General features: G+C 69.1%; 19 protein-coding genes and 7 pseudogenes. 11 read left to right on the forward strand and 15 right to left on the reverse strand.

Annotated elements, in window-relative coordinates; translation table 11 throughout:
• The first annotated feature begins 44 nt into the window (after nt 1-44).
• The 3 genes and pseudogenes from prfA to DPM13_RS17130 all read left to right on the forward strand — a co-directional run bounded on the left by prfA (nt 45) and on the right by DPM13_RS17130 (nt 2928).
• A pseudogene (gene prfA / locus DPM13_RS17120) lies at nt 45-1099 on the forward strand (peptide chain release factor 1).
• Nucleotides 1099-1928: pseudogene (gene prmC, locus DPM13_RS17125) on the forward strand (peptide chain release factor N(5)-glutamine methyltransferase). Before prfA ends, prmC begins: the two co-directional pseudogenes overlap by 1 nt.
• A gap of 241 nt (nt 1929-2169) precedes the next feature.
• Nucleotides 2170-2928: a DUF4167 domain-containing protein gene (locus DPM13_RS17130; RefSeq protein ID WP_189654933.1), complete on the forward strand. Its 759-nt coding sequence runs from the start codon at nt 2170-2172 to the stop codon at nt 2926-2928.
• Between the two features lie 102 nt (nt 2929-3030).
• Here the strand turns inward: DPM13_RS17130 and rsmA are convergent.
• The 7 genes and pseudogenes from rsmA to lptF all read right to left on the reverse strand — a co-directional run bounded on the left by rsmA (nt 3031) and on the right by lptF (nt 10916).
• Nucleotides 3031-3878, reverse strand: a pseudogene (rsmA, locus tag DPM13_RS17135) (16S rRNA (adenine(1518)-N(6)/adenine(1519)-N(6))-dimethyltransferase RsmA).
• Entirely contained in the window at nt 3875-4849 is a 975-nt protein-coding gene (gene pdxA / locus DPM13_RS17140) for a 4-hydroxythreonine-4-phosphate dehydrogenase PdxA (RefSeq protein WP_112888477.1), read from the reverse strand. The pseudogene rsmA and the gene pdxA overlap by 4 nt, the downstream one beginning before the upstream one ends.
• A 93-nt stretch (nt 4850-4942) precedes the next feature.
• Entirely contained in the window at nt 4943-6202 is a 1260-nt protein-coding gene (locus DPM13_RS17145; RefSeq protein WP_262983173.1) for a peptidylprolyl isomerase, read from the reverse strand.
• A gap of 57 nt (nt 6203-6259) precedes the next feature.
• Nucleotides 6260-6541, reverse strand: coding sequence for a hypothetical protein (locus DPM13_RS24115; protein ID WP_223252126.1), 282 nt, complete (start codon nt 6539-6541; stop codon nt 6260-6262).
• Nucleotides 6468-8651 carry an LPS-assembly protein LptD gene (locus DPM13_RS17150; RefSeq protein WP_223252127.1) on the reverse strand — a complete coding sequence of 728 codons (2184 nt, stop codon included), beginning with the start codon at nt 8649-8651 and terminating at the stop codon, nt 6468-6470. The genes DPM13_RS24115 and DPM13_RS17150 overlap by 74 nt, the downstream gene beginning before the upstream one ends.
• Nucleotides 8651-9770 (reverse strand): annotated as a pseudogene (lptG, locus tag DPM13_RS17155) (LPS export ABC transporter permease LptG). Before lptG ends, DPM13_RS17150 begins: the two are co-directional and overlap by 1 nt.
• Nucleotides 9767-10916, reverse strand: a pseudogene (gene lptF, locus DPM13_RS27445) (LPS export ABC transporter permease LptF). Before lptF ends, lptG begins: the two co-directional pseudogenes overlap by 4 nt.
• Nucleotides 10917-11045: 129 nt before the next feature.
• Here lptF and DPM13_RS17165 point away from each other — a divergent pair.
• Both DPM13_RS17165 and DPM13_RS17170 read left to right on the forward strand, forming a co-directional pair.
• A pseudogene (locus DPM13_RS17165) lies at nt 11046-12661 on the forward strand (leucyl aminopeptidase).
• Complete coding sequence (locus tag DPM13_RS17170; RefSeq protein ID WP_112888479.1) at nt 12661-13110, forward strand: DNA polymerase III subunit chi; 450 nt, start codon at nt 12661-12663, stop codon at nt 13108-13110. Before DPM13_RS17165 ends, DPM13_RS17170 begins: the two are co-directional and overlap by 1 nt.
• 83 nt (nt 13111-13193) lie before the next feature.
• Here DPM13_RS17170 and DPM13_RS17175 read toward each other — a convergent pair whose 3' ends face one another.
• Complete coding sequence (locus tag DPM13_RS17175) at nt 13194-13769, reverse strand: retropepsin-like aspartic protease family protein (RefSeq protein ID WP_112888480.1); 576 nt, start codon at nt 13767-13769, stop codon at nt 13194-13196.
• Nucleotides 13769-14395: a MarC family protein gene (locus DPM13_RS17180; protein WP_112888481.1), complete on the reverse strand. Its 627-nt coding sequence runs from the start codon at nt 14393-14395 to the stop codon at nt 13769-13771. The genes DPM13_RS17175 and DPM13_RS17180 overlap by 1 nt, the downstream gene beginning before the upstream one ends.
• 139 nt (nt 14396-14534) lie before the next feature.
• On the opposite strand from DPM13_RS17180, the pseudogene DPM13_RS27765 reads away from it, so the two are divergent.
• The 5 genes and pseudogenes from DPM13_RS27765 to DPM13_RS17205 all read left to right on the forward strand — a co-directional run.
• Nucleotides 14535-14717 (forward strand): annotated as a pseudogene (locus tag DPM13_RS27765) (twin-arginine translocase TatA/TatE family subunit); the annotation flags it as partial.
• Between the two features lie 138 nt (nt 14718-14855).
• A complete protein-coding gene (gene tatB / locus DPM13_RS17190) occupies nt 14856-15311 on the forward strand; it encodes a Sec-independent protein translocase protein TatB (protein WP_112888482.1) in 456 nt (151 codons plus the stop codon).
• A 22-nt stretch (nt 15312-15333) separates the two neighbouring features.
• A complete protein-coding gene (tatC, locus tag DPM13_RS17195; RefSeq protein WP_112888483.1) occupies nt 15334-16197 on the forward strand; it encodes a twin-arginine translocase subunit TatC in 864 nt (287 codons plus the stop codon).
• On the forward strand, nt 16190-17032 hold the full coding sequence (locus DPM13_RS17200) for an ATP-binding protein (RefSeq protein ID WP_080622474.1): 843 nt from the start codon (nt 16190-16192) through the stop codon (nt 17030-17032). Before tatC ends, DPM13_RS17200 begins: the two co-directional genes overlap by 8 nt.
• A gap of 537 nt (nt 17033-17569) precedes the next feature.
• The gene (locus tag DPM13_RS17205) at nt 17570-18691 is read left to right on the forward strand and encodes a hypothetical protein (RefSeq protein ID WP_112888484.1); all 1122 of its coding nucleotides are present in this window, start codon (nt 17570-17572) and stop codon (nt 18689-18691) included.
• A gap of 26 nt (nt 18692-18717) precedes the next feature.
• Here DPM13_RS17205 and ileS read toward each other — a convergent pair whose 3' ends face one another.
• Nucleotides 18718-21630, reverse strand: a complete 2913-nt coding sequence (gene ileS / locus DPM13_RS17210) for an isoleucine--tRNA ligase (protein ID WP_112888485.1) — start codon at nt 21628-21630, stop codon at nt 18718-18720.
• Between the two features lie 210 nt (nt 21631-21840).
• Here ileS and DPM13_RS17215 point away from each other — a divergent pair, with 210 nt between their 5' ends.
• Entirely contained in the window at nt 21841-22239 is a 399-nt protein-coding gene (locus DPM13_RS17215) for a group III truncated hemoglobin (protein WP_112888486.1), read from the forward strand.
• On the opposite strand, the gene DPM13_RS17220 is transcribed toward DPM13_RS17215, so the two are convergent.
• The 5 genes from DPM13_RS17220 to DPM13_RS24120 all read right to left on the reverse strand — a co-directional run bounded on the left by DPM13_RS17220 (nt 22236) and on the right by DPM13_RS24120 (nt 24338).
• Complete coding sequence (locus DPM13_RS17220) at nt 22236-22862, reverse strand: trimeric intracellular cation channel family protein (RefSeq protein ID WP_080622477.1); 627 nt, start codon at nt 22860-22862, stop codon at nt 22236-22238. The genes DPM13_RS17215 and DPM13_RS17220 overlap by 4 nt on opposite strands.
• A 1-nt stretch (nt 22863) precedes the next feature.
• Entirely contained in the window at nt 22864-23325 is a 462-nt protein-coding gene (rnhA, locus tag DPM13_RS17225) for a ribonuclease HI (RefSeq protein ID WP_112888487.1), read from the reverse strand.
• Nucleotides 23322-23927 (reverse strand): glutathione S-transferase family protein, encoded by a 606-nt coding sequence (locus DPM13_RS17230; RefSeq protein ID WP_112888488.1) that lies wholly within the window; start codon nt 23925-23927, stop codon nt 23322-23324. The genes rnhA and DPM13_RS17230 overlap by 4 nt, the downstream gene beginning before the upstream one ends.
• 88 nt (nt 23928-24015) lie before the next feature.
• Nucleotides 24016-24138, reverse strand: coding sequence for a hypothetical protein (locus tag DPM13_RS25400; protein ID WP_262983174.1), 123 nt, complete (start codon nt 24136-24138; stop codon nt 24016-24018).
• 44 nt (nt 24139-24182) lie between these two features.
• Nucleotides 24183-24338, reverse strand: coding sequence for a DUF1330 domain-containing protein (locus DPM13_RS24120; RefSeq protein ID WP_223252128.1), 156 nt, complete (start codon nt 24336-24338; stop codon nt 24183-24185).
• Nucleotides 24339-24489 lie beyond the last annotated feature (151 nt).

The raw sequence follows: 24489 nt of genomic DNA on the forward strand, positions 1-24489 counted from the left end.
CGTTCCGGCTTGCGGGTTGCCGGCTTCGCGGCTAATTCCCACCCATGCTTCCCGCCGAACGCCTGTCTCAGATCACCCAGCGCTTCGAGTTTCTCGAAGCGCGCCTGAACGCCGGTCCCTCGGCCGACGAAATCGCCCGGATCAGCCGCGAATATGCCGAACTGAAGCCCGTCGTCGCCCAGATCGCCGAGTGGCGCGCGGCGCAGGACGGCATCCGCGAGGCGCAGGCCATGCTGGCCGATGCCGAGATGCGCGAGCTGGCCGAGGACGAGTTGTCGCGCCTGCGCGGCCTGCTGCCCGACCTGGAGCAGCGGCTGCGCATCGCCCTGCTGCCGCGCGACGCGGCCGACGCCCGGCCCGCGACCTGGAGATCCGCCCCGGCACCGGCGGGGACGAGGCCGCGCTGTTCGCGGGCGATCTGCTGACCATGTATCGCCGCTATGCGGAATCGCAGGGCTGGACCTTTCAGCTGCTGGAGCTGTCGGAATCCGAACTGGGCGGCGTGCGCGAGGCCGTCGCGCGGATCGAGGGCGAGGGCGTCTTTGCCCGGCTGAAATACGAATCCGGCGTGCACCGGGTCCAGCGCGTGCCGGAGACCGAATCCGGCGGCCGCATCCACACCAGCGCCGCGACCGTCGCCGTCCTGCCCGAGGCGGCCGAGGTCGATATCGACATTCCCGCAGGCGACATCCGCATCGACACCATGCGCGCCAGCGGCGCGGGCGGGCAGCATGTCAACACGACCGATTCGGCGGTGCGCATCACCCACCTGCCGACCGGGATCGTCGTGACCAGCAGCGAAAAGTCCCAGCACCAGAACCGCGCCAACGCCATGGCCGTGTTGCGCGCCCGGCTTTACGATCAGGAGCGAAGCCGCGCCGATGCCGAACGCGCCGCCGACCGCAAGTCCCAGGTCGGCTCGGGCGACCGATCGGAACGCATCCGCACCTACAACTTTCCGCAGGGCCGGATGACCGATCACCGCATCGGGTTGACGCTTTATGCGCTGGACCGGATCATGGCGGGCGACCTGACCGAAATCACGGACGCGCTGATCGCCCATGACCAGGCCGCCCGGCTGGCCATGCAGGAGGGCTGATGCCCACCGGGCACGAGATGCTGCGCGCCGCCGTTCCGGTGTTGCAGGCCGCCGGCGTGCCGGAGCCGGAACGTGACGCCCGGCTGTTGCTGCAACACGCCCTGGCCGTGCCCCGGCATCGCCTGCGCGAGGCGCTGACCTGCCGCTGCCCGATGCGGCGGAAGCCGCCTATCGCGCGGCCATCGCGGCTCGGGCCGCGCGCCAGCCCGTCAGCCAGATCATCGGCCGCCGCGCCTTCTGGAAACACGAATTCCGCGTGACCCGGGACACCCTGGACCCGCGCCCCGAAACCGAAACCCTGGTCGCTGCCGCCATAGAGGAGCCCTTCGGCACGGTGCTGGATCTGGGCACCGGGACGGGGGCGATCCTGATCTCGGTCCTGGCCGAGCGGCCGGGCGCCAGGGGGACGGGCACCGACATTTCGGTCGCGGCGCTTGAAGTGGCGCGTGAAAATGCTGAAACGTCAGGCGTCTGCGCGGATTTCCTCCGGTCAGACTGGTTCTCGGCCGTCGTCGGTCGGTATGATCTGATCCTGTCGAATCCCCCCTATATCGCGCAGGCCGAGATGGCCGATCTGTCGCCCGAGGTGCGCGACTGGGAACCGGCGGGCGCGCTGACCGATGGAGCCGACGGGCTTTCGGCCTATCGTGCCATCGTGGCGGGCGCCCCGGCCCATATGACCCCCGGCGCCCGGCTGATGGTCGAGATCGGCCCGACCCAGGGTGCCGCCGTATCCGCGCTGATGCAGGCGGCCGGGCTCGTGCAGGTGACGCTGCGTCAGGACCTGGATGGCCGCGACCGCGTGGTTTCGGGCCGCAAACCGCGCTGATCCGCCGACCGCGGGCAGATTCCGGCAAAAAATCGAAAAAAGCGCTTGTCAGCCCGGTCTGGGGATGCTTAGTGAACGGTGTGACGGGGGCGTAGCCGCCCACGCACGGGTCAGTTGCCCTCAGCCTTCATCGGTCAAATGGGATATCGGGCTTAGCTCCGCTTCTGAACTGGCACCTGCTGCACGATATGACCCCAACCAGAGCCGGCCTGTAGCCGTGCCACCAATTGACAATAAGCTGATGAGATCATCCAAATCCCGTTCGCGTAACAAGTCGAACCGCCAACGCACGCTTGGGAACGTGGTCAACCGCGTTTTCGACTCCTCGGGTCCCGAGGGCAAGGTTCGCGGCACGCCCCAGCAGATCATTGAAAAGTACCTGACGCTGGCGCGCGATGCCCAGCTGTCGAACGACCGGGTTGCCGAGCAGAGCTTCCTTCAGCACGCCGAACACTATACCCGGATGCTGGGCGAGGCGCAGCGCGAGCAGGCCGAGCGCCAGGGCCACCAGAACGGCCAGCCGCGCGACGAGGATCGCGACGACGGCCATCAGGGCGAGTCCGGCCAGTCGTGGAGCGGCCAGAACGGCCACCGTGCCGAACGCGCCGACGACAATCGCGGCGACCGGGGCGAAAACCGCCAAGAGGGCCGGGGCGAAAACCGCCGCGAGCAGCGCCGCGACGACCGCCGGGACGATCGGCGCGACAGCAATCGCGAGGCGCGGGAACAGCGTGAGCCGCGCGAGGACCGCCAGCCCGCCCGCGCCGAGCGCCAACCCGAGCCGCAGCCGGAACTGGGCCTGCCTCCGGTGATCGCCACCGAAGAGGCGGCCGGTCCGGTCGATACGCCGGAATCCACCGCGCGTCCCGAACCGGCCCCCGAAGCCGCATCCCGCGCACAGCCGCCGCAACCGGCCGACCTTTCAATGTGGTCGTATGCATCAGCACTTGGGCGCTTGGCATCGCCGCCGAGGAAGCGTCCCCGGCGTTCAGCCGCATGAGGCGCCAGAAGTTCGGCAGGTGGTCGAGACACACCGCCGCGGCGCAAGCCTGCCGCCTCGGCCGAAAAGCCCGCGGCGGAAAAAGCCTCGGGCGAATAAGAATCAGCGCGGCGCGGCGGCCAACAGCCGCGCCAGCGCGCAGAACTGTTCCAGCCCGATCTCCTCGGCCCGCGCGGTGGGGGCAATCCCCGCCTCGACCAGCAGGTCCTCGATCGCCGGATGCAGCCCTTTCAGCGAGGCGCGCAGCATCTTGCGCCGCTGGTTGAAGCCCGCCGCCACCACCCGGTTCAGCACCGCCGCATCGGCGGGATAGCGCGGCTCGGGCAGCGCGGTCAGATGCACGACCGAGGAATGGACCTTGGGCGCGGGCACGAAGGCTTCGGGTGGCAGGGTCATCACGATTTTCGCGTCGCTGCGCCATTGCGCCAGGACCGCCAGCCGGCCATAGGCCTTGCCGCCGGGCCGGGCCACGATGCGCTCGGCCACTTCCTTCTGGAACATCAGCGTCAGAGATTGCCAGAACGGCGGCCATTGCGGTGGCGTCAGCCAGCGGATCAGCAACTCGGTGCCGACATTGTAGGGCAGGTTGGCGCATATGCGGATCGGCGGCGTCAGATGCGCCAGCGGGTCGATTTCCAGCGCATCGCCGTGGATCACCTCCAGCCGGCCCGGATAGGCATGGCGATCTCGGCCAGTGCGGGCAGGGCGCGGTCGTCCTTTTCGATGGCGAGCACCCGGCGCGCGCCTTCGGCCAGCAGCCCCCGGGTCAGGCCGCCGGGGCCGGGGCCGACCTCGATCACATCGCAGCCGGTCAGGTCGCCGGCGGCGCGGGCGATCTTGGCGGTCAGGTTCAGGTCCAGCAGGAAGTTCTGGCCCAACTGCTTTTTCGCCCGCAAGTCGTGGCGCGCGATGACCTCGCGCAGCGGCGGCAGCCCGTCGATCGCGCTCATGCCTGCCGCCGCCCGGCCATGTCCCAGGCCATGCGCAGCGCGGCGATGACGCTGCCGGCCTCGGCCAGGCCTTTTCCTGCGATGTCAAAGGCGGTGCCGTGGTCGGGCGACGTGCGCACGAACGGCAGGCCCAGCGTCACGTTCACCCCGCCGGCGAAATCCAGCGTCTTGATCGGGATCAGCGCCTGGTCGTGATAGGCGCAAAGCGCCGCGTCGTAGCGCGCCCGTGCCGGGGCATGGAACATCGTGTCGGCCGGCAGCGGCCCGGCCAGGTCAAGCCCTTCGGCGCGCAGGCGCGCGATCAGGGGGGCGATCCAGGCCATCTCCTCGGTCCCCATGACCCCGTTTTCGCCCGCATGGGGGTTCAGCCCGGCCACTGCCAGGCGGGGCATGTCGATGCCGAAGTCCCGGCGTAAGGCAGCGTCGGTAATGCGCACCGCCTGTTCCAGCACCTCGGGCGTCAGGGCGCGCGGCACCTCGGACAGGGGAATGTGGATCGTCACCGGCACCACCCGGCAGGGCGGCTCGACGGCGGTCGAGGCCAGCATCATCACCACGGGCACATTCCCAGCCAGATGGGCCAGATATTCGGTATGGCCGGGAAAGGCGAATGCCGCGCCCTGCTTCAGCGCCTCCTTGCTGATCGGCAGGGTGCAGATGCCGCCCGCCTCGCCCCGCATCGCCAGATCGACGGCGCGGGCGATGACCGCGACGACGCCCGCCGCATTGGCCGGATCGGGGCGACCCGGCACGGCCGGCGCGGCGAAATCATGGCGCAGGACGGGCAGGACACCCGCCGCGACCGGCTCGCGCAGATCGTGGACCTCGGCCCAGGCGGTTCCGGCGGGCAGATGGCGCGGATCGCCCAGAAAGACAAAGGGCACACCGGCGGCAAGGGCCTTGGGCGCAAGCTCGGGTCCGACGCCGGCCGGTTCGCCGCAGGTCAGGATGATGGGGCGCGGCTTTTGCATGGGTTCCTGTCCAGATGTCCCGGGTCGTCCATGGGCGCTGCCATCGGTCCAGAGGCCAATCGACAACGGGAAAGGCTTCGGCCCGGCCTTGCCTCAGGGCCGGCGGATGATCGCATTGGCGCGCAGTTCCGCCAGATGGCTTTCCGCGGCCTGCCCGACCTTGCGGTTGAAGATCTGGTTGCGCACCTCTTCCCGCGCGGGCAGGGCCGCCGGGTCGGGCTGGGCCGGTTCCTCGCCCGGCGCAGTCGCGACCGGACGGGGCGGGGCATTGGCCAGCAGGGCCGGCGTGCGCTTGCACAGCATCAGCAGGGTGACGGCGGCTCCGCCCTCGGTGATGAGGGTGGATTCGTTGTCGTCCAGCACCGCCAGCCGGATCGCGTCGCCGGTCGGGATCTGGCCCTGCGGCAGGCTCTGGCGCTGGATCTGTTCCGGCGGCAGGCCGCGGGCATGGTCGAACAGGTCCGCGCAGGTATCCGACAGAGCGGCGATGCGCGCGGCATCCTGCCGGTCGGCAAGGCGGAAACGGACATAGTCCAGAATCTGCTCCTCGGCGCCCGGGCGCAGGGTGCCCTGGGTGCCGCGCAGATAGAACAGGATGACCGCGCCCGGGACCTGCAGGGGCTGGCTGACCTGGCCGGGCTGCATCTGCAGCAGGATCGGGCGCAGCGCCGGGGGCAGGTTTGCCAAGGGCGTCGTGGGCAGGCGGCCGCCGCGCTCGGCCGAGGGGGTTGCCGAATACTGCTGCGCGAAGCGGGCGAAATCCGCCTCGCTGCGGGTCTGGGCCACGATGCGTTCGGCCAGCGCGTTGGCCTGCGCCTCTTGTCCCGCGGGGGCGGGGATGATCAGTTCCGACAGCGACACGCTGGTGACCTGGGGCGTGGCGATGATGCGGCCCATTTCGCGGTCGACCTCGGCGTCGGTGACGCGCACCAGGCCGATCAGGTGCTGGCGCACGAATTCCCGCCACAGGATCCCCGAGACGATGAAATCGTGGAACGTCTGCCGGTCGATCCCGTTCTGTGCCAGCACCTGCACGAACTGGTCGGTGCTCAGGTTGCCGCGCGCCGCGAATTCCTCGAGCCCTGCGTTGACCTCTTCGTCCGACACGTCGATGCCGGCCTGCTTGGCGGCGAATGTCCGCAGCCGGTCGTCGATCAGCGCCTTTTCCGCGGCCGCCGCGTCGACGTCGGGCGCGCGCAGGAACTGCATGAAGCGGACGCGCTGGTCCACCTCGTACCGGGTCACGGCCGAATCGTTCACAAAGACCACCGGCCGGAACAGATCGGCCTGCGCCAGCGCCGGAAGCGTGCCCGGACCCGGCACGAACCCCGTGCCCGCCAGAATCGCGGCCATGGCCGCCCCCAGGAAAATTCGCCGCATCAGCTCCCTCGCCGCTTGTTTGGCCGGACCTTAGCGCAGGCAGGCGCGGCGCGCCACCGTTCCCGGACCTGCCGTTCCCTGGCCGAAGCCGCCCAGCCGGATGCCAAGGTCGAAACTCGTGTCCGCCGACAGCGTCTCGGTCGAGGTGAAGCGCCGCTCGACGGACATTTCGACGGTAATGCATTCGTTGCGGTATTCGACGCCCAGTTCGGCCTTCTGGGCGCGGTCGGCGGTGAAATCATAGCGCGCCTCGGCATTGGCCCACCAACCCTGCGCGATCTGCCAGCCCGCCGTCGCGGTCAGTTCCGACACATCCTGGAAACGCTCCTCGCGCGGGTTCGAATCCAGCCACAGATAGCCCGCCGACAGCTGAAGTCCGGGCTTCAGCCAGCCCAGCCGCAATTCGTTCCGGCTGTCGAGAAACTGTCGTCGAACAGCGCCCGGTTGACCAGCGCCAGCCCGTTCGAGCCCTGGCCGTTGGCCGAGAAGCGCGGTCCGAGCTTTTCGACCCCAGGGGCCCGGTCCCGTCGAAGGACAGGTCGGGCTGGCTGCGAAGCACCCGCCCCGCCGTCAGCCCCAGCGACCAGCCCGCCGGGTCGATCCGGGTCCAGCCCAGGCCGACATTCGCCCGCAGCCCCGATTCCCGCGCGTCCCAGCCCGGAAAGCGGTTCAGCGAGAACAGGTTGCCTTCGTCGAACTCGATCAGGCGGCTGTCCTCGTTCGGCACCTCGTCCTCGGAATCGCGTTCGGGCGACCAGACGACTTGCACGATCGGCTCGATGATCTGGGTGACGCCGTCCTGGTGGCGGGCAAAGGGCCAGGCCAGTTGCGCGGCCAGCGTCGGGTCGGCGCGGGCAACCCAGTCCTCGTACCGGCTGTCCTGATTGATGCGATAGAAATCCGCGTCCAGCCGCGTCTCGATTGTGCCGACGACGCCCATCGGCAGGATCTCGGTCCGCTGCCAGTCCATCGCGACCGAGCCGCGCGCCATGTCGCGGCCGACGATGTCCTGCTGGGACGAGCGGCGGTGCGCGTGCAGCGACCATTCCATGCTGGCCAGCCCGCCGATCCGGCCCGGCTGCCAGCGCCGCTGCCACAGGGCGTCGGCCACGATCGAGGGCGTGATGTCGTCGGGTTCGTCGTCGCGCAGCGATTCGTAATTGCCGATCCGCGCCGTCACCATCCGGTCGCGCACCACCCGGTCCAGGGTGATCCCGCTCCACAGCCGGTCGGCGTCGGTGATGTCGTAGTCCAGCAGATAGGCGCGGTCCTTGGCCATCTGCAGCTGGACGCCCAGCTGATAGCCGCGCGGCAGTTCGAAGCGCGCCGCGCCGAACAGATAGCCGCGCGTCTCGCCGGGTTCGATGTCGTCGCGGGTCAGCGCGCCGTTCAGCTCCAGCGCGCCGTTGCTGAACGCCTGGCGATAGCGCATCTCCAGGGTCGAGGTGCGGCTCGCGGCGACATAGGGCGTCAGCGTCACGTCGGCATGATCGCCCAGCGTGACGAAATAAGGCAGCTTGATGCCCGGCCCCAGGCTTGATGTGGTGCGAAAGCGCGGCTGCAGAAAGCCGGTCATCCGTTCGACCGTGGGATCGGGCGCAGTCAGGCTGGGCAGGCTGACGATGGGCAGGCCAAAGGCGCGCAACTGCGGCTGGTCGAAGCGCAGCGTGCGGGTCTGTGCGTCGTGGGTGATGGCGTGGGCGCGGATTTCCCACAGCGGAATCGGATTTTCGGCGCAGACCTGGCAGCTTGAGGCGACGACGTTCTGCATCACGGTCAGCCGGCCGTTGTCCTTGCGCTGCATCTGGCGCGCGGCCAGCTGCATCTCGCGCGCCAGCACCAGGCGCGCACCGCGCAGGATGCCGTCCTGAAGGTTCGGGTCAAGCTGGGCGCTGTCGGCGACGACGATGGTTTCGTCGGGCGTGCCCCGGCGGGCGGGCTGGGTCAGGTGGATCGGCCCCTCGATCACCGCGCCGCCGTTCTGGCTGTCATAGATCACGCGCGATGCGATCAGCCGCGTGCCCCGGTACCAGATCACCACCCCGCCCGAGGCCGTCAGCCGCCGGTCCCCGTCCAGCGTCACGCTGTCGGCCAGCACCGTCGCGGGCGCGCCTTCGGCCGGCTCGGCAGAGGGCGCGATGCGCACGCGGGCCGGGCTCGGGGCGATGCGGGGGGTCTGGCTCGCCTCGGTTCCGTCGGCAAAGCGCTGGTCGCCGTCGGGCGATTCCGTGGGGGCAAGCGCGGGCCCGCTGTCCGAACCGCGCAGGAAATCGCCCGAGTCGTCATAGACGGGAAGGGTCTGGCCTTCGGGCGCAAGGCTTTGCCCCCAGCCCGGCACCCAGGCGGCCGAGGCCCCCAGCATCCAGGCCGCGCCCATCGCCGCGGCGGCGCCCTGCCGAAACCGTTGCGGTCCTGCCGTCATCAACCGTCCTCCAGCCGCAGAAGCGCGCCAAGCGCAAAAAGCAGCGCCACGATGGGCGGCGCCCAGCCGGCAAGCGCCGGAGGGATGCCGCCGTTGTCGCCCAGCACCTGCGCCAGATTGCGCAGGAAGAACAGCCCGATGCCGCAGCCAAAGGCGCCCAGCACCAGAAGCCCCATCTTGCGCCCGCGCATGTGGCGCATGGCGAAGACGGCCGAGATCGCCACCATGGCCGCCATCAGCAGGGGCAGGGCCAGTTCCATCTGGAACCAGACCTTGTGGCGCTGCGCCGAAAAGCCCGCGCGCTCCAGCCCGCCGATGAAATCGGGCAACTGCCAGATCGGGATCGCCTCGGGGCGGCCGAAGCTGTCGCGGATGCGCGCGGCGGTCAGTTCGGTCGGCAGTTCCAGCCGGGCGGTGCTGCGGGCCATCGCCTCGGGGTTCGATTCCGTCAGCGGCCATTCCTTGATGTTGCTCAGCTGCCAGGCGCCGTCCGCCAGCCGCGCCTCGGCCGCGTCGATGCGGCGGGTGGGGCCCTGGTCGGGGGCAAAGACCATGAAGGTCGCGTCGTAAAGCGTCGTCGCGTCCGGGCTGGCGCGGCTGGCGCGGATCACCACCTGGCCGCGGGGCGCGTCGTTCCCCGCGCCGGGGGTCAGCAGCGACTGGCGCAGCCAGACCGCGCTGTTGCCCAGGCTGACGGTCTGGCCGTGGTCGCTGCGGATGGCCGAGACGGCGGCGTCGTAGCGCTTCGTCGTGGCCGCCGCCATCGGGTTCAGGACCGCGACCGCAAGCGCGCCCAGCAGCGCCGCGGTGACGGCAGGTGCCGCCAGCACCCGCAGCCCCGACCGCCCCGAGGCCGGATCGCCACCAGTTCGGAACTGCGCGACAGGCCAAGGAACAGGGCGATGCCCGCCAGCACGGTGATCAGCGGCAGGATGGAATAGAGCTTGCGGTGATGTTCAGCGCCGACAGGCCGGCCGCGCCGATCAGCCCCATGTCCTGGTCCGAAAAGCGGCGGATCTGTTCGACCACGTCGATCAGGAACAGGATCGCGGCAAAGATCGCGGCGATCATGACGAACATGCGCAGGAAGCGGCGCGCGACATAGGCGGACAGGATCATGGCGCGGCCCCGCTGGTCTGGCTGGCTCCGCGCCGCAGCCGCCGGGGCCGGGCGGCCAGCCACAGGACGGCGGCGCAGATCAGCGCCCCCACCAGCGGCGGCAGATAGATCAGCGGCCAGCGCGAGGCATCCTGCGCGACCTGGCTTTCCGCCGCCGTGCCCAGGAACTGCACGAAGATCAGCGCCAGCACCGCCCAGACCACCTGCCTCCAGACGCCAAAGCGCCGCGAACTCGTCGAGCAGGAACAGCAGGGGTCTTGAGCCGCTCAGCGGGCCACAAAGCGGCGCTGAGGGCGTCTGTGGCCCCTTCGGTGCCTCGGCCGCGGCGCGGTCGGCGGTCGATCCGGTTGCCTCGAGCAGCGCCGCGTCGCCCCGCAGAAGCTGGGGCGTCGAATAGGCGCGCAGGTCGCGCCGCCGCGTCTCTCCGGGCTGGACCAGGATGCCCAGGTCATAGGCCAGCTCGTCGAAGCGCGTCACCGACAGTCGCTGCTGCCCGCCTTCCAGCCGCAGGTTCTGCGCCATGCCCTGCATCAGGACCAGCCGGGGGCCGTCCTCGGTCCTGACCAGCAGGGCCTGAGTGGCGGTGTAGGTCGTCTGGTTCCGGGGGTTGCGCGCATCCTCAAGGAAGAAGTCCAGCAGACGGCCGTCGGCCGCGATGTCCCTGATGTAAAGCGTCACCCCGTCGACCGGGTACTGAAAGGCGCCGGCGCGCAGGAACTGCGCGGTGACGTTCTGGGCGATCTCGGTCTGGCGGTCGGCCAGGCGGCCGCGCGCCAAGGGCACCAGCGCATGGACCAGGAACGCCACCATCAGCGCGACCAGCACGCCAAAGACCAGCACCGGGCGCGCCAGCCGCCAAGGCGACATGCCCGCCGCCTGCATCGCCACCAGTTCGGATTCCGACGACAGCCGGTTGGTGCCATAGGCGGTGGCGGCAAAGGCCGCGATGGGCAGGACGACGGAAATCACCAGCGGCAGCGTCAGGGCCGTGAACTCCAGCACGACCAGCGCGGTCTGCCCGTCCGAGATCAGCTGCTCGAACAGCGACACGGCCCGGTTGATCCAGTAGACCGACACCAGCACCAGCGCAAAGAACCCGAACAACGTCAGGAACTGCGACAGAAGATAGCGGTCGATCCGGGGCATGATGGCTTTCGCGCGGGGTCTGTCCGGCCTGCTTAGCCGCTGTGCCGGCTTTGGAAAAGCCCCGCCTCTGGTCAACCGCCCGCCGCGGCACTAGTTTTCGCCGACAGAGCCTTTCAGGGAGCAACGAGCATGAGCCGTCCGGTCGAAATATCCTTTACCGCCATCGCAAGCGAGGGGCTTGCCGAGCGCGCGGGGCGGATCGCCATCCTGGTTCCCGAAAACGGTCGCCTGCCTTCGGGCCTGCCGCGCGCCGCGCGCGAGGCGGCGGCGCGGGCGCTGGCCTCGGAGGCGTGGAAGGGCACGAAGCCCGGCCAGGCGCTGGAACTGGCCTTTCCCGCCGGCATGGCCGCCGAGGCGCTGCAACTGATCGCCCTGCCGCGCCGCGCCGACGCGCTGACCGCGCGCAAGGCCGGCGCCGCCATCGGCGCGCGCCACGGCAAGGCCGAGCTGACCGTGCTGGCGGGCGATCACCCCCATGCGGCCGAGGTCGCGCTGGGGCTGGCCCTGCGGGCCTATGATTTCTCGGCCTACAAGACCGCCAGGACCGAGCCGGCCGCCGGCGGCGACCTGCCGGCCGAACCGCCGGTGTCGCTGTCGCGCACCGGCGCGGCCGAGGATGCGCGGCTGTCCGACGCCGCCACCCCGGACGAACCCGAAACCGGCGCCGCGCCCGGCGTGACGCCGCGTGGCAAGGTCTGCTTCATGCACAAGGACCCCGAGGAACTGGCCCGCAAGGCCAGGGCCGGCGCGGCGCGCGCCGAGGGCGTGTTCTTTACCCGCGACCTGGTGAACGAGCCCGCGAACGTCCTGACCACCAGCGATTTCGCCGACCGGCTGCTGGCGATGCGCGAGCTGGGCCTGGAGGTCGAGGTGCTGGACGAGGACGAGCTGGCCCGGCTGGGCCTGCGCGCCCTGCTGGCGGTCGGGCAGGGTTCGGAAAGCCCCTCGAAGGTCGTCGTCATGCGCTGGCAGGGCGGCGGGGACGAGGCGCCGCTGGCGCTGGTCGGCAAGGGCGTCGTCTTCGACACCGGCGGCATCTCGATCAAGCCCGCGGCGGGCATGGAGGAGATGACCATGGACATGGGAGGCGCGGGCGTGGTCGCCGGCGTCATGCGCACCCTGGCCCTGCGCCGGGCGCGCGCCAATGTCGTGGGCCTGGTCGGGCTGGTCGAGAACATGCCCGACGGCCGCGCCCAGCGTCCGGGCGACATCGTGCGTTCGATGAAGGGCGACACGATCGAGGTCATCAACACCGATGCCGAGGGCCGGCTCGTGCTGGCGGACGTGCTGTGGTATGCGCAGGACCGCTTCAAGCCCAGGGCCATTGTCGATCTGGCGACCCTGACCGGCGCGGTCATCATCGCGCTGGGGCACGACAACGCCGGGGTGTTTTCCAACGACGACGCCTTTGCCGACCGATTCCTGGCGGCCGCGCGGGCCGAGGGCGAGGGCGCCTGGCGGCTGCCGCTGGGCCCGTCCTACGACAGCTGATCGATTCGCGGCTGGCCGACATCAAGAACACCGGCGGCCGGCCGGCGGGCTCGATCACCGCGGCGCAGTTCCTGCAACGCTTCGTGCGCGAAGGCACGCCCTGGATCCATCTCGACATCGCCGGCGTGGCGCTGCCGCCGGGCGAGACGCCGATGGCGCCCAAGGGCGCGACGGGCTGGGGCGTGATGGCGCTGGATCGTCTGGTGCGCGACGATTTCGAGGCGGCGGGCCCCGCCGATCAGGCGCAGGGCTGATGGGCTCGGCCCTGTTCTATCACCTGACCCGTTCGGGGCCCGAGCGGCTGTTGCCGATGCTGATCGGCAAGAGCCTGCAGGCCGGCTGGCGGATCGAGCTGCGGGGCAGGGATCGCGCGCGCCAGGTCGCGCTGGACGAAGCGCTCTGGCTGGACGAGGGGTTTCTGCCCCACGGCCTGGCCGGCGGGCCGCATGATGCGCGCCAGCCCGTCCTGCTGACCGTCGAGGGCCAGCCCGCCGCCAATGCGGCGCGCTGCCTGATCGCGGTGGACGGCGCCCAGGTGTCGGGTGCCGAGGTCGCGGTGCTGGAGCGCGCCTGCATCCTGTTCGACGGCAACGACCCCGAGGCCTTGGACCGCGCCCGCGCGCAGTGGCGCGCGCTGAAGGCCGAGGGGGCGGATGCGGAATACTGGTCCGAGGCCGGCGGGCGCTGGGAGCGCAAGCAGTAGGGCCGCATGGGGGGCTTTGCCCCCCGCGTCTTGCGCAGGCGCAAGCCGCTCCCCCCAGGATATTTGGGCAAGAAAGAAGCCTGTCAGCGTTCCAGGATCAGGCGATTGCCTTCGATGCTGACGCGGGCAAAGCGCGAGAGATAGGACATGCCCATCAGCGACAGGTCGAGGTCCGAGCGCAGGACCACGGCCGGCACGTCGTACTCGGCGATCTCGCCGATGGTCAGCGAATCGAGCATGACGGTGGCGGTCTGGACCATGCCGTTCGCGGTGCGCGCCTGTCCGACAAAAGCCAGGCTGTCGGGGTCGATGCCGGCGCGGCGGGCGTCGTCCTCGGCCGAGGCGATGGTGGTGGCGCCGGTGTCGATGACAAAGCGCACGGGCTGCCCGTTCACCCGCGCGGTCAGGTGGAAATGGCCGTCGCCGCCCATGGGGACCTCGATGCGGCCCCCTTCGAGCATCCGGGCCTGCGGGGCGACGGTCTGCCGGATGTCGCCCCAGAGCCCGGCGAGCGCGATCACGCCCAGAAAGATCATGGCCCAGGCTGCCGCCAGCCGCAGCGTCTTGCCGGGGCGGGCGCGCAGTTCGAACAGCAGAAAGCCCCCGACGGCGACCAGCAGCAGCACCAGATAGGCCATGCGGCCCAGGACGTCGCCCATCAGAACAGCCCCGATCCCTTAAGCCCGTCGATCACGAACTGGATCGAAAGTGCGGCCAGCAGCATCCCGAACAGCCGCGTGACCACCATGGTTCCCGTCCGGCCCAGCAGATGCGCCAAGGGGCCGGCCAGCGCGAAAAGCATCGCCGCGATGCCCAGCACCGCCAGCATCACCAGGTGCACCATCAGCGTGTGGCCAAGGCCCGGGTCCTCGTTCACCAGCAGGATCATCGTCGCCAGCGCCCCCGGGCCGGCCAGCAGCGGCGTCGCCAGCGGAAAGACCGACGGATCGTCGTGGGTGTCGTGGCCGGGGTCGTCCCGGGTCTGGCCTTCGCGCCGCTCGGTCCGGCGTTCGAACAGCATGTCGAGCGCGGTCAGGAACAGCAGGATCCCTCCCGCGATGCGGAAGGCCGGCAGCGAGATGCCGATGCCCGACAGGATCGCTTCTCCGGCCAGGCCGAACAGCGTCAGCAGCCCGGCGGCGATGGCGATGGCGCGCCAGCCTACGCGCCGGCGGCGGGCAGGGGCCATGCCGCGGGTCAGCGCGATGAACAGAGGCGCCAGCCCGACCGGGTCGATGACGACGAAAAGCGTGACGAAGGCGCTGATGATCTGGGTGCTGTCCATGGTGGGCGCAGTATGGACCGGCGGATCGTCCTGCGGTAGGCCGATCACGCGTTTGGGGGTTTCCCGCGGGGCCGGCGGCGCCTATATCGGAACAATCTATGCTATGCGCGGCGAAATGCCGTGCCACGGAGGTATCACGATGCACGCACCTTCCCCCATGGCGCTTTTGCTGATCGCAATCGTCGTCCTGGTCCTGTTCGGCCGGGGCAAGGTCTCGTCCCTGATGGGCGAGGTCGGCAAGGGAATCACCGCCTTCAAGAAAGGCGTCAAGGACGGCGCGGAAGAGGACAAGGCCGAGACGCCCGCCCTTGACACGCCCGAAGACATCGCCCGCGCCCGCGCGGAACTGGCGGCCGAGCGCGCCAAGCTGGATGCCGAACGCGCCCGCACCACGGCCGACGGCACGCTGCGCGACGTGACGCCGAACGATCAGACCAAGCTCTGATCGGCCAACCGCACCATGTTTGACGTCGGCTGGAGCGAGCTTCTGCTGATCGGCGTCGTTGCGCTGATCGTCATCGGTCCCGAGGACCTGCCCAAGCTGTTCCACACCATGGGCCGCATCACCGCGCGCGCGCGCAGCATGGCGCGCGAATTCACCAGCGCCATGGAGGATGCGGCGAAATCCTCGGGCCTGGACGAGGCGGCGAAGTCGTTGAAGGAAGTGAACTCGCTGACCTCCAAGCGCAGCCTGGGTCTGGACGCGCTTGAACGCGCCACCGAGCGGTTCGAAAAATGGGACCCGCTGAACCCGCGCGAGGAGGCAAAGCGTGATGCCCCGGTGCCGGATCCGTCCGCGCCGGTCCCGCCCCAGCCCGCGGCGCCCGGCATTACGGCCCCGGTCGAGGATCCGGGCGACACCGCGGGGGGCAAGCGCCGCCTGCATGCCGTGCGGCGGTCGGACCGCGAATCCTAAGCCCTGACAGGAAAGCATCCCCGTGGTGACGAACTCTGCCAAGTCGGACGACATCGACGATTCCTCGGCTCCGCTGGTCGAGCATCTCAAGGAATTGCGCAGCCGGTTGATCTGGTCGGTGCTGGCCTTTGTCGTGGCCATGGTGCTGTGCTATTTCGTCTGGAACCCGATCTTCGACTTCCTGACCCAGCCGGTCTGCATGGCGCTGGAAAAGCGCGGCCAGACCTGTGGGCTGATCCTGCTGAAGATGCAGGAGGGGTTCTTCGTCGCCATGCGGATCGCCTTCTTCGGCGGCTTCGTGCTGGCCTTTCCGGTCGTCGGATACCAGCTGTGGCGTTTCGTCGCGCCGGGGCTTTACCGCACCGAGAAGAACGCGCTGCTGCCGTTCCTGATCGCCTCGCCGGTGATGTTCCTGCTGGGCGCGGCCTTTGCCTACTACATCATCCTGCCCTGGGCTTTCGATTTCTTCCTGGGCTTCCAGCAGGGGCCGCTGGCGCTGCCCGACGATCCCGTGACCGCGGCGGCGCAAGGGGCGGCTGCCGCCGGCGCCGCCAAGGAACCCTGGGCCGGCATCGTCTTTCAGGGCTCGGTCGAGGAATATCTGGCGTTGACCACGAAGTTCATCCTGGCCTTCGGCCTGTCGTTCCAGCTGCCGGTGGCGCTGACGCTGATGGGCAAGGCGGGTCTGGTCAGTTCCGAAGGGCTGGCGAGCGTGCGCCGCTATGCGATCATCGTGATCCTTGTCCTGGCCGCGATGGTGACGCCGCCCGACGTGATCAGCCAGATCGTGCTGTTCAGCGTGATCTATGGGCTTTACGAAGTGTCCATCATTCTGGTCCGCCGGATCGAACGCAAGCGTGCCCTGGAAGAAGAAGCCGATGTCTAGGAAACTGATGACCCGCGTGGCCGAGGCGCTTGAGCGCATCGCGCCTCCGCCCGCGCCCGAACCCAGCTTTACCGAGGCGACTGCCTTTGTCTGGCACCCCGACCCCGACCGGCTGGAGCCGGTGCCCGATGTGGCCCGCGTCGATCTGGTCCAGCTGATCGGCATCGACCGCGCCCGCGACACGCTGCTGGCCAACACGCTGCAATTCGCCCGCGGCCATGCGGCGAACAACGCCCTGCTTTGGGGGTCGCGGGGGATGGGCAAGTCCTCTCTGGTCAAGGCTGTCCATGCCGAGGCCGTGCGTCAGGGCCTGCCCCTGGTGCTGGTCGAGATCGCGCGCGAGGACCTGGGCTCCGTCGGGCGCCTGCTGACGATCCTGGGCAGGGCCAAGGATCGCCGCTTTCTGCTGTTCTCGGACGACCTCTCCTTCAGCCATGACGATACGCAGTACAAGTCGCTGAAGGCGGTGCTGGACGGCGGGATCGCCGGGCGGCCGTCGAACGTGGTGCTTTATGCGACCTCGAACCGGCGTCACCTGATGCCGCGCGACATGATCGACAACGAACGCTCCACCGCGATCCATCCCGGCGAGGCTGTCGAGGAAAAGGTCTCGCTCTCGGATCGGTTTGGGCTTTGGCTGGGCTTTCATCCTTGTTCCCAGGACGAATACCTGGCGATGGTGCGCGGCTATTGCGACGCCTATGGCCTGGACGTCGCCGAGGACGCGCTGCGCGCCGAGGCCATCGAATGGCAGGCGACGCGCGGCGGCCGCTCCGGCCGCGTGGCATGGCAGTTCTTCACCGACCTGGCCGGCCGCCACGGCATCGCCGTTTAAGGCTTTCCTTTGCCGCAGCGCGGCATGCGACGGCGGGAATGCGCTTGCCAGAAAGCCGCCCGTGCCGTCGCTGCAAGCAAATCTTGCCAACCGTCGGGTAAGACACGGCTTGCGCAGGTCATAGTTTGCGATTGCTGCAAGAGCAAGTTGCCGCACAGGCAGAAAATTCCGACAATTTTAGTGAACCAGACAGGTTGCGCGGGAATTCTGATAGGCTAGAAAATTAATAACCGGGTGAGAACAGTGCCCAGCCTCACCCGGTTTCGCCTGAACCTAAGAAGAGAAAATCGTTAACGGCGTAGAAGCAAAATTGCACAGAAAGGCGGGGGGGTGAAACCTGCCTTTTTAGTGAGGTTTTGCTGGTTTTACTCTGCCTTCGGGTGAAAAGCCCGGCATTTCTTCACCCAAACGGGTCAACAACCTTAAATTGTATAAGGCGCCAGGTGCATTGTATGCAGCTGTGCGCAACATGGCTCTGGCCAGAATCGGCGCAGGCGGCCATATTCTGCACCTGCAAAAACCCCAAGGGGGCATGTCGTGACCAGTATTTCACCCAAGGCGGGTGACGAATCGCACCGTCTGGACCGCGTGGCGCGCCGTGCCGCCCGGCAGGCCGCGAACCAAGCCGCGCGCGAGGAGCGCCGGCTGGCCCGCCAGGCCGAGCGTCGGGGCCGCACCGCGCCCTTCAACATCCTGATCGTGGCCCAGGCCGGGCGCATCGCCCGGCAGGCGGTGCTGTTCGCGGCCAGTCTGCGGCGCAGCGCGCCGGGGAATCGCGGCCGCCTGATCGTGGCCGAGCCGCGCGAGGAGGCGGCCTGGGCCGGCGCCGAGGTCGCCCTGGACGACGCGACGCGCGCCCTGCTGACCGCCCTTGGGGCCGAGGTGCTGCCCTTTACCGCCCGGCACTTCGGCCGGTCCTATCCCTATGGCAACAAGATCGAGGCGCTGGCCCTGCTGCCCCCGGCCGAGCCCTTCGCCTTTTTCGACAGCGACACGCTGGTGACGGGGCCGTTGGAGCGGCTGGCCGATTTTTCCCGGCCCAGCGCCTCGATGCGCCGGGGCGGCACCTGGCCGCAGCCGCCGCTTTACGGGCCGGACTACGCGGGTATCTGGCGCTCGCTTTACGACCGCTTCGGGCTGGACTTCGAAAGCTCTCTGGACCGGAGCCAATACGACGACCATTGGGAGCGGTATCTGTATTTCAACGCCGGCTGGTTCCTGGGCCCCGATCCGCAGGAATTCGGGCGGCGCTTTCTGGACTGGGCCATTGCCGTGCGCGACGACCCGGGCGAGGCGCTGGCCTGCCAAAGCCTCGACCCTTGGCTGGATCAGATCGTCCTGCCGCTGGTCGTCCATTCCCTGGGCGGCGGGCGCCCGGGCCCTGCGCTTGCGGGCCTTGATGGCGCGCTGACCTGCCATTACCGCGACCTGTCGCTGCTTTATGCGCGCGAGCCGGAGCCCGCGCTGGATCTGCTTGAATCGCTTCTGCAGGACCGCGACATCGCCGCCCTGTTCGCCGAGGATCCGGCCGTCCAGCGCCTGGTGCTGGCGGGCGAGGGGCGGTCGGTCGTCCGTCCCCTGTTCGGCCCCGAGGCGGCGAGCCTCCCCGAACAGCCGATCCGCCAGCGCCTCAAGCGCGCGGGGCTGTGGTTCCGCTAGACGGCCGCAGCCCCGCCCGGCCGGCCTCAGCCCAGCACGGCGTTGCAGCGCGCGCAGGTGCCGGGATGGGCGTGGGTGCCGACATCGGGCAGGATCTTCCAGCAGCGCTGGCATTTCTCGCCCTCGGCCGGCTCGAAGACCACGCCGACGCCCGGCACGTCGGGCAGGCGGAACGCCTCGCCCGGGGCGGGGTCGGCCGTCAGCCCCAGATCCGAGGTGATGCAGACATCCGCGAAATCGACCGATTTCAGCGCGGCCAGCGTCTCGGCGTCCTCGACATGGACGACCGGGGCAGCCTCGAGGCTGGCGCCGATCACCTTGTCGCTGCGCTTGACCTCCAGCGCCGCGGTCACCACGCGGCGGGCGCGGCGGATCGCGTCCCATTTCTGGGCCAGAGGCTCGTTCAGCCAGTCCGCCGGCGTTACCGGGAAATCGTGCAGATGCACGCTGTCGTCCTCGGACGGGAAGCGGGCCAGCCAGACGTCCTCCATGGTAAAGGGCAGGATCGGGGCCAGCCAGGTCACCAGCCGGTGGAACAGGATGTCCAGCACCGTGCGCGCCGCCCGCCTGCGCAGCGCATCCGGCGCGTCGCAGTAAAGCGCGTCCTTGCGAATGTCGAAATAGAAGGACGACAGGTCCACGGTCGCGAACTGGAACACGGTCTGGAACACGCCCTGGAAATCATAGGCGTCATAGCCCCGGCGCAGCTGGTGGTCGATCTGCGCCAGCCGGTGCAGCACCCACTGCTCCAGTTCGGGCATCGCCTCGGGGGCGACCGCCTCGGCCTCGGCAAAGCCGTCGAGGTTCCCCAAGACGAAGCGCAGCGTGTTGCGCAGGCGGCGATAGCTGTCGGCCGTGCCCTTCAGGATCTCCTTCCCGATGCGCAGGTCGGCGGTGTAATCCGACTGCGCCACCCACAGCCGCAGGATATCGGCGCCGTAGTCCTTGATCACATCCGCCGGCGCCACGGTGTTGCCCAGCGACTTGGACATCTTCATGCCCTTTTCGTCCAGGGTGAAGCCATGGGTCAGCACGCCCTTGTAGGGCGCCCGGCCCTTGGTCGCGCAGGCCTGCAGCAGGGACGAATGGAACCAGCCGCGATGCTGGTCGGTGCCTTCCAGGTACAGGTCCGCAATCCCGTCGGGCGAGCCGTCGGCGCGATCGCGGATCACGAAGGCATGGGTCGAGCCACTGTCGAACCAGACGTCCAGCACGTCCATGACCTGCTCGTAATCGTCGGGGTTCGCCACGCCGTCCAGGGCCCGCGCCTTGAAGTCCTCGCGGTACCAGACGTCCGCGCCCTCCTTCTCGAACGCCTCGATGATGCGGTCGTTCACGCGCTGGTCGCGCAGCAGAAAATCGGCATCCGTCGGCCGCGCGCCCTTCCTGACGAAGCAGGTCAGCGGCACGCCCCAGGCGCGCTGGCGCGACAGCACCCAGTCCGGGCGATTCTCGATCATCGAATAAAGGCGATTGCGCCCGGTCTGCGGCGTCCAGCGCACCAGCCTGTCGATGCTGGCCAGGGCACGGGCACGGATGGTGTCGCCGTACTCCCCCATGCCGTCGTCCAGCACCTTGTCGATGGCGGCGAACCACTGCGGCGTGTTGCGATAGATCAGCGGCGCCTTGGACCGCCAGCTGTGCGGATAGCTGTGCTTGACCTTTCCCTTGGCCAGCAGCGCGCCGCTATAGGCCAGCTGCTTGATGACGCTGACATTGGCCGGCCCCTCCTTGCCCTCGGGGGTCAGGATGGCCTGGCCGCCGAACAGCGGCAGGTCGATGCGATAGCTGCCATCGGCCTCGACGTTGTAAGTCATCGGCAGGCCGAACTTCAGCCCCAGCTGATAGTCGTCGTCGCCGTGGCTGGGCGCGGTGTGCACGAACCCGGTGCCCGCGTCATCGGTGACGTGATCGCCCGGCAGCAGGGGAACGTCATAGTCCCATTCACCCGCCGCACCCTCGACGCCGCGGAAGGGATGGGAAAGCACGACCCCCTGCATGTCGGCGGCCGCGACATCGCCGACCCGCGTCAGCGCCTCGATCCTCGCGGCCTGCTTCACGCTCTCGGCCAAGGCATCGGCCAGCACCAGCAACTCGCCGGGCTTCGCCGTCGCGTTCTCGGCCACCGCGCCCACTTCGTAAAGCCCATAGGCGACGGCCGGGTTATAGGCCACGGCGCGGTTCTGCGGGATGGTCCAGGGGGTGGTGGTCCAGATCACCACGCTGGCAGGCTTCCTTGTTGCCCAAATACCCTGCGACGTCGCCACCGGGAACCGCACCCAGATCGTATGGCTGGTGTGGTCGTGATACTCCACCTCGGCCTCGGCCAGCGCGGTCTTTTCGACCGGAGACCACATCACCGGCTTCGAGCCCTGGTACAGGCTGCCGTTCATCAGAAGCTTCATGAACTCGGCCGCGATCACCGCCTCGGCGTGATAGTCCATCGTCAGATAGGGGTCGTCCCATTTGCCGGTGACGCCCAGCCGCTTGAACTGCTCGCGCTGGACCTCGACCCAGCCCTTGGCAAAGGCGCGGCATTCCTGGCGGAACTCGACGACGTCCACGTCGTCCTTGCGCTGCTGGCGCTCGCGATACTGCTCCTCGATCTTCCATTCGATGGGCAGGCCGTGGCAGTCCCAGCCCGGCACATAGCGCGCATCGCGGCCCATCATCTGCTGGCTGCGGGTGATAAAGTCCTTGAGCACCTTGTTCAGCGCGTGCCCGATGTGCAGATTGCCGTTCGCATAGGGCGGGCCGTCGTGCAGGATAAAGGGCGTGCGGTCGCTTTTCTGCCGCAGCCGGTCATAGATGCCCAGCCGTTCCCACCGGGCCAGCCATTCGGGTTCGCGCTGGGGCAGGCCGGCGCGCATCGGAAAATCGGTCTGGGGCAGGAAAACGGTATCGCGGTAGTCGGGCGCGGTCGTGGTCGTATCGCTCATCGGGCGGGAATCCTTGGCTGGCAGGGCAGGCATGCGTGACCCGACGGCGCGGAACCCCTACGCCGCCGGGCGAATAATTCGGATGATCCGGCCCACGCTGAACATGGCGGCGGTTATAGGAAACGGGCGCGGGCGCTGCAAGCGCGGCTTGTGCCCCCTGGGACAACGCGCCGCCTTGCGCGGAACGGGCAAGCGGCCCATATCGCGGCCATGATCCCGCCGCGCATCCCCGTCACCCCCGCACAGATCGACCAGGTGGTAGCCACCTTCTATGCCGCCGTGCGCCGGCACGAGGTGCTGGGTCCGGTCTTTGCCGCCCATGTCACCGACTGGTCCGCGCATGAGGCCAGGATCGCCGCCTTCTGGCGCAATGCCATCCTTTACGAGCGCAGCTATGACGGCAGCCCGATGCGGGCGCACATGCGCGCGGGCAATGTCCACGCGGCGCATTTCCCGGTCTGGCTGATGCTGTTCGACGAAACCCTGCGGCGCACCCTGCCGCCCGACACCGCGCGCGGCTGGTCGGCGCTGGCGCACCGGATCGGGGCGGGCCTGCGCATGGGGGTGGAAAACATGCAGCCCGCCGCGGGCCCGCCCATCCTGCGCTAGCGCCGGGGCGGGCGCGCCCGATAGGTCGGCAGCCGCCAGCCCAGCACCATGCTGCCCGCGCGCAGCGCCAGCACGACCAGGGCGCAGGCGATCAGCGCCAGCGGGCGCGCGCAGCCCAGGCCCGCCAGCACCACCGCCGCCAGCGCGCCGCCAAAGGCCGCGGTGACGTATAGCTCGCCCTGCTTCAGGATCAGCGGCAGCTCGTTGCCGACCACGTCCCGGATCAGCCCGCCGAAGCTGCCCGTCACCACGCCCATGGCGACGACGACCACGGGGCTGACGCCCGCCCCCATCGCGACGCCGACGCCCGCGGGCACGGCGACGGCCAGGGCCAGGGCATCCAGCCACAAAAGCAGGCGATAGCGGCTTTCGAACAGATGCGCGGTAAAGAACACCAGCACCGCCGCGCCCGAGGTCACCAGCAAAAGCCCCGGCCGCTCGATCCAGAAGACCGGCACCCGCCCCAGCAGCAGGTCGCGCAACGTGCCGCCGCCGATCCCGGTCAGGGCGGCGAAAAAGATGAATCCGACCAGGTCGAGCTGCGCCCGGCTAGCGACCAGCGCGCCGGTCAGGGCAAAGACCAGCACGCTGGCGTGATCCAGCAGCGGAACCAGGGCCTGCATCCTAGACCCGGGCAGGCTTGAACGGCGCCATGCCCGCGCGCGCAAGCGCGTCCGCGCGCTCGTTCTCGGGATGGCCGGCATGGCCCTTGATCCATTTCCAGTGCACCCGGTGGCTGTGCTGGGCGGCATCCAGCCTTTGCCACAGTTCGGCGTTCTTCACCGGCTTGCGGTCGGCGGTGCGCCAGCCGTTCCGCTTCCAGCCGTGGATCCACTGGGTGACGCCGTTCTTCACATAGGCGCTGTCGGTGGTGATGGTGATCTCGCTCGGCCGGGTCAGCGCCTCGAGCGCGGCGATGGCGGCCATCAACTCCATGCGGTTGTTGGTGGTCTGCGCCTCGCCCCCCGAAAGCTCGCGTTCCTTCAGGACGGCGTCGCCGTCGATGGCGCGCATCAGGACGCCCCAGCCGCCGGGGCCGGGATTGCCGCTGCACGCGCCGTCGGTCCAGGCGTAAAGCGCGCTCAAGCCTCCAGCCCCACATAGCCGGGCAGGCCGGCGATGCGGTCCAGCCAGCGGTTCAGGGCGGGAAAGCGCGCCATGTCGAAGCCGCTGCGGCTGCCGGCCGTATGGGTGTAGCCGTAAAGGCAAAGATCGGCCAGTGTCGGACCGTCGCCCACAAGCCAGTCCCGCCCGTCCAGCCGGTCCTCCATGATCTGCAGCAGCGCGTGGCCGCGCTCCAGCATTTCGGCCATGCGCTCGGGCGTGGCGAGGGCGCGACGATGAGGGTAATAGGCCAGCGCGCCGCGCACGGCGATCACCGCCTCGTGCTGGTTCTGTTCCCAGAACATCCAGGACGCCATCTCGGCGCGCGCGAAGGCATCGGCAGGCACGAAGCGCGTGCCCTCGCCCAGCCACCAAAGGATCGCGTTCGATTCCGGCAGCAGCCGGCCGTCGTCCAGTTCCAGCACCGGCGCCTTGCCGAAGGGCAGGCGGCCCTGGGCCCTGGCCTGGTCCAGCGCCTCGGTCTGGTACTCCACGTCGACGATCTCGCAGTCGCGGCCAAGAAGCGCCAGCAGCAGCCGCACCTTGTAGCTGTTTCCCGACGAGGGCATTGAATATAGTCGCATTTCATCCGGCCTTGCTAAGTCCCGCGCCACCTGAGGGCGCGCGGGCACTATAGGCCGGATCGCCGGGCCCGGCCAGCGCCCCCGGGCCTCAGCCGGGCTTGCCCAGATAGGGAATCGCGCCCGCGATGTCGGTGTCGTCGATCAGGCGGAAATGGCTGACCGAGCCCGCCTGCCGCGCCTTGCCGAAGGGGGCATATTCGTGACCTTGCAAACGCCTGGGCTCGTGGAACGGTTACCCGGAGCGGATCAGCGCGATCAACTATGGCGGGTATCGCGTCGTTTTCGGTTATCAGAGTTGGGACAGGCCCGCGCCCTTTGGAACTGGACCGCGATCTCGTGCACGCGGGCGGCATAGTCGGGCACCCAGGCATCGTCGGTGACCTTCACCTCGGCGATCAGATAGACGGTCATTGGTTTTCCCCTCCCTTGATGACGGCGGCAGGGGACCATCCCATGCGCGCGGCCAGCTTAAGCGGGCGCCCTGTCCTGCGGCAACAGCGACAAGAGGGGGATAGGGCCCCCGCGTGCCACCTGTGGGAGAGGTCGCGAACGGGTATTTGTG

Source organism: Paracoccus mutanolyticus (assembly GCF_003285265.1).
Taxonomy (GTDB): Bacteria; Pseudomonadota; Alphaproteobacteria; order Rhodobacterales; family Rhodobacteraceae; genus Paracoccus; species Paracoccus yeei.

Excerpts from the sequence above, each read along its gene's own strand:
- DPM13_RS17130 (WP_189654933.1), top strand. The coding sequence starts at position 2,170 with ATGAGATCATCCAAATCCCGTTCGCGTAACAAGTCGAACCGCCAACGC.
- pdxA (WP_112888477.1), bottom strand. The coding sequence starts at position 4,849 with ATGCAAAAGCCGCGCCCCATCATCCTGACCTGCGGCGAACCGGCCGGC.
- DPM13_RS17145 (WP_262983173.1), bottom strand. The coding sequence starts at position 6,202 with ATGGCCGCGATTCTGGCGGGCACGGGGTTCGTGCCGGGTCCGGGCACG.
- DPM13_RS17150 (WP_223252127.1), bottom strand. The coding sequence starts at position 8,651 with ATGACGGCAGGACCGCAACGGTTTCGGCAGGGCGCCGCCGCGGCGATG.
- DPM13_RS17170 (WP_112888479.1), top strand. The coding sequence starts at position 12,661 with ATGGGCTCGGCCCTGTTCTATCACCTGACCCGTTCGGGGCCCGAGCGG.
- DPM13_RS17175 (WP_112888480.1), bottom strand. The coding sequence starts at position 13,769 with ATGGGCGACGTCCTGGGCCGCATGGCCTATCTGGTGCTGCTGCTGGTC.
- DPM13_RS17180 (WP_112888481.1), bottom strand. The coding sequence starts at position 14,395 with ATGGACAGCACCCAGATCATCAGCGCCTTCGTCACGCTTTTCGTCGTC.
- tatB (WP_112888482.1), top strand. The coding sequence starts at position 14,856 with ATGTTTGACGTCGGCTGGAGCGAGCTTCTGCTGATCGGCGTCGTTGCG.
- DPM13_RS17200 (WP_080622474.1), top strand. The coding sequence starts at position 16,190 with ATGTCTAGGAAACTGATGACCCGCGTGGCCGAGGCGCTTGAGCGCATC.
- ileS (WP_112888485.1), bottom strand. The coding sequence starts at position 21,630 with ATGAGCGATACGACCACGACCGCGCCCGACTACCGCGATACCGTTTTC.
- DPM13_RS17215 (WP_112888486.1), top strand. The coding sequence starts at position 21,841 with ATGATCCCGCCGCGCATCCCCGTCACCCCCGCACAGATCGACCAGGTG.
- DPM13_RS17220 (WP_080622477.1), bottom strand. The coding sequence starts at position 22,862 with ATGCAGGCCCTGGTTCCGCTGCTGGATCACGCCAGCGTGCTGGTCTTT.
- DPM13_RS17230 (WP_112888488.1), bottom strand. The coding sequence starts at position 23,927 with ATGCGACTATATTCAATGCCCTCGTCGGGAAACAGCTACAAGGTGCGG.
- DPM13_RS24120 (WP_223252128.1), bottom strand. The coding sequence starts at position 24,338 with ATGACCGTCTATCTGATCGCCGAGGTGAAGGTCACCGACGATGCCTGG.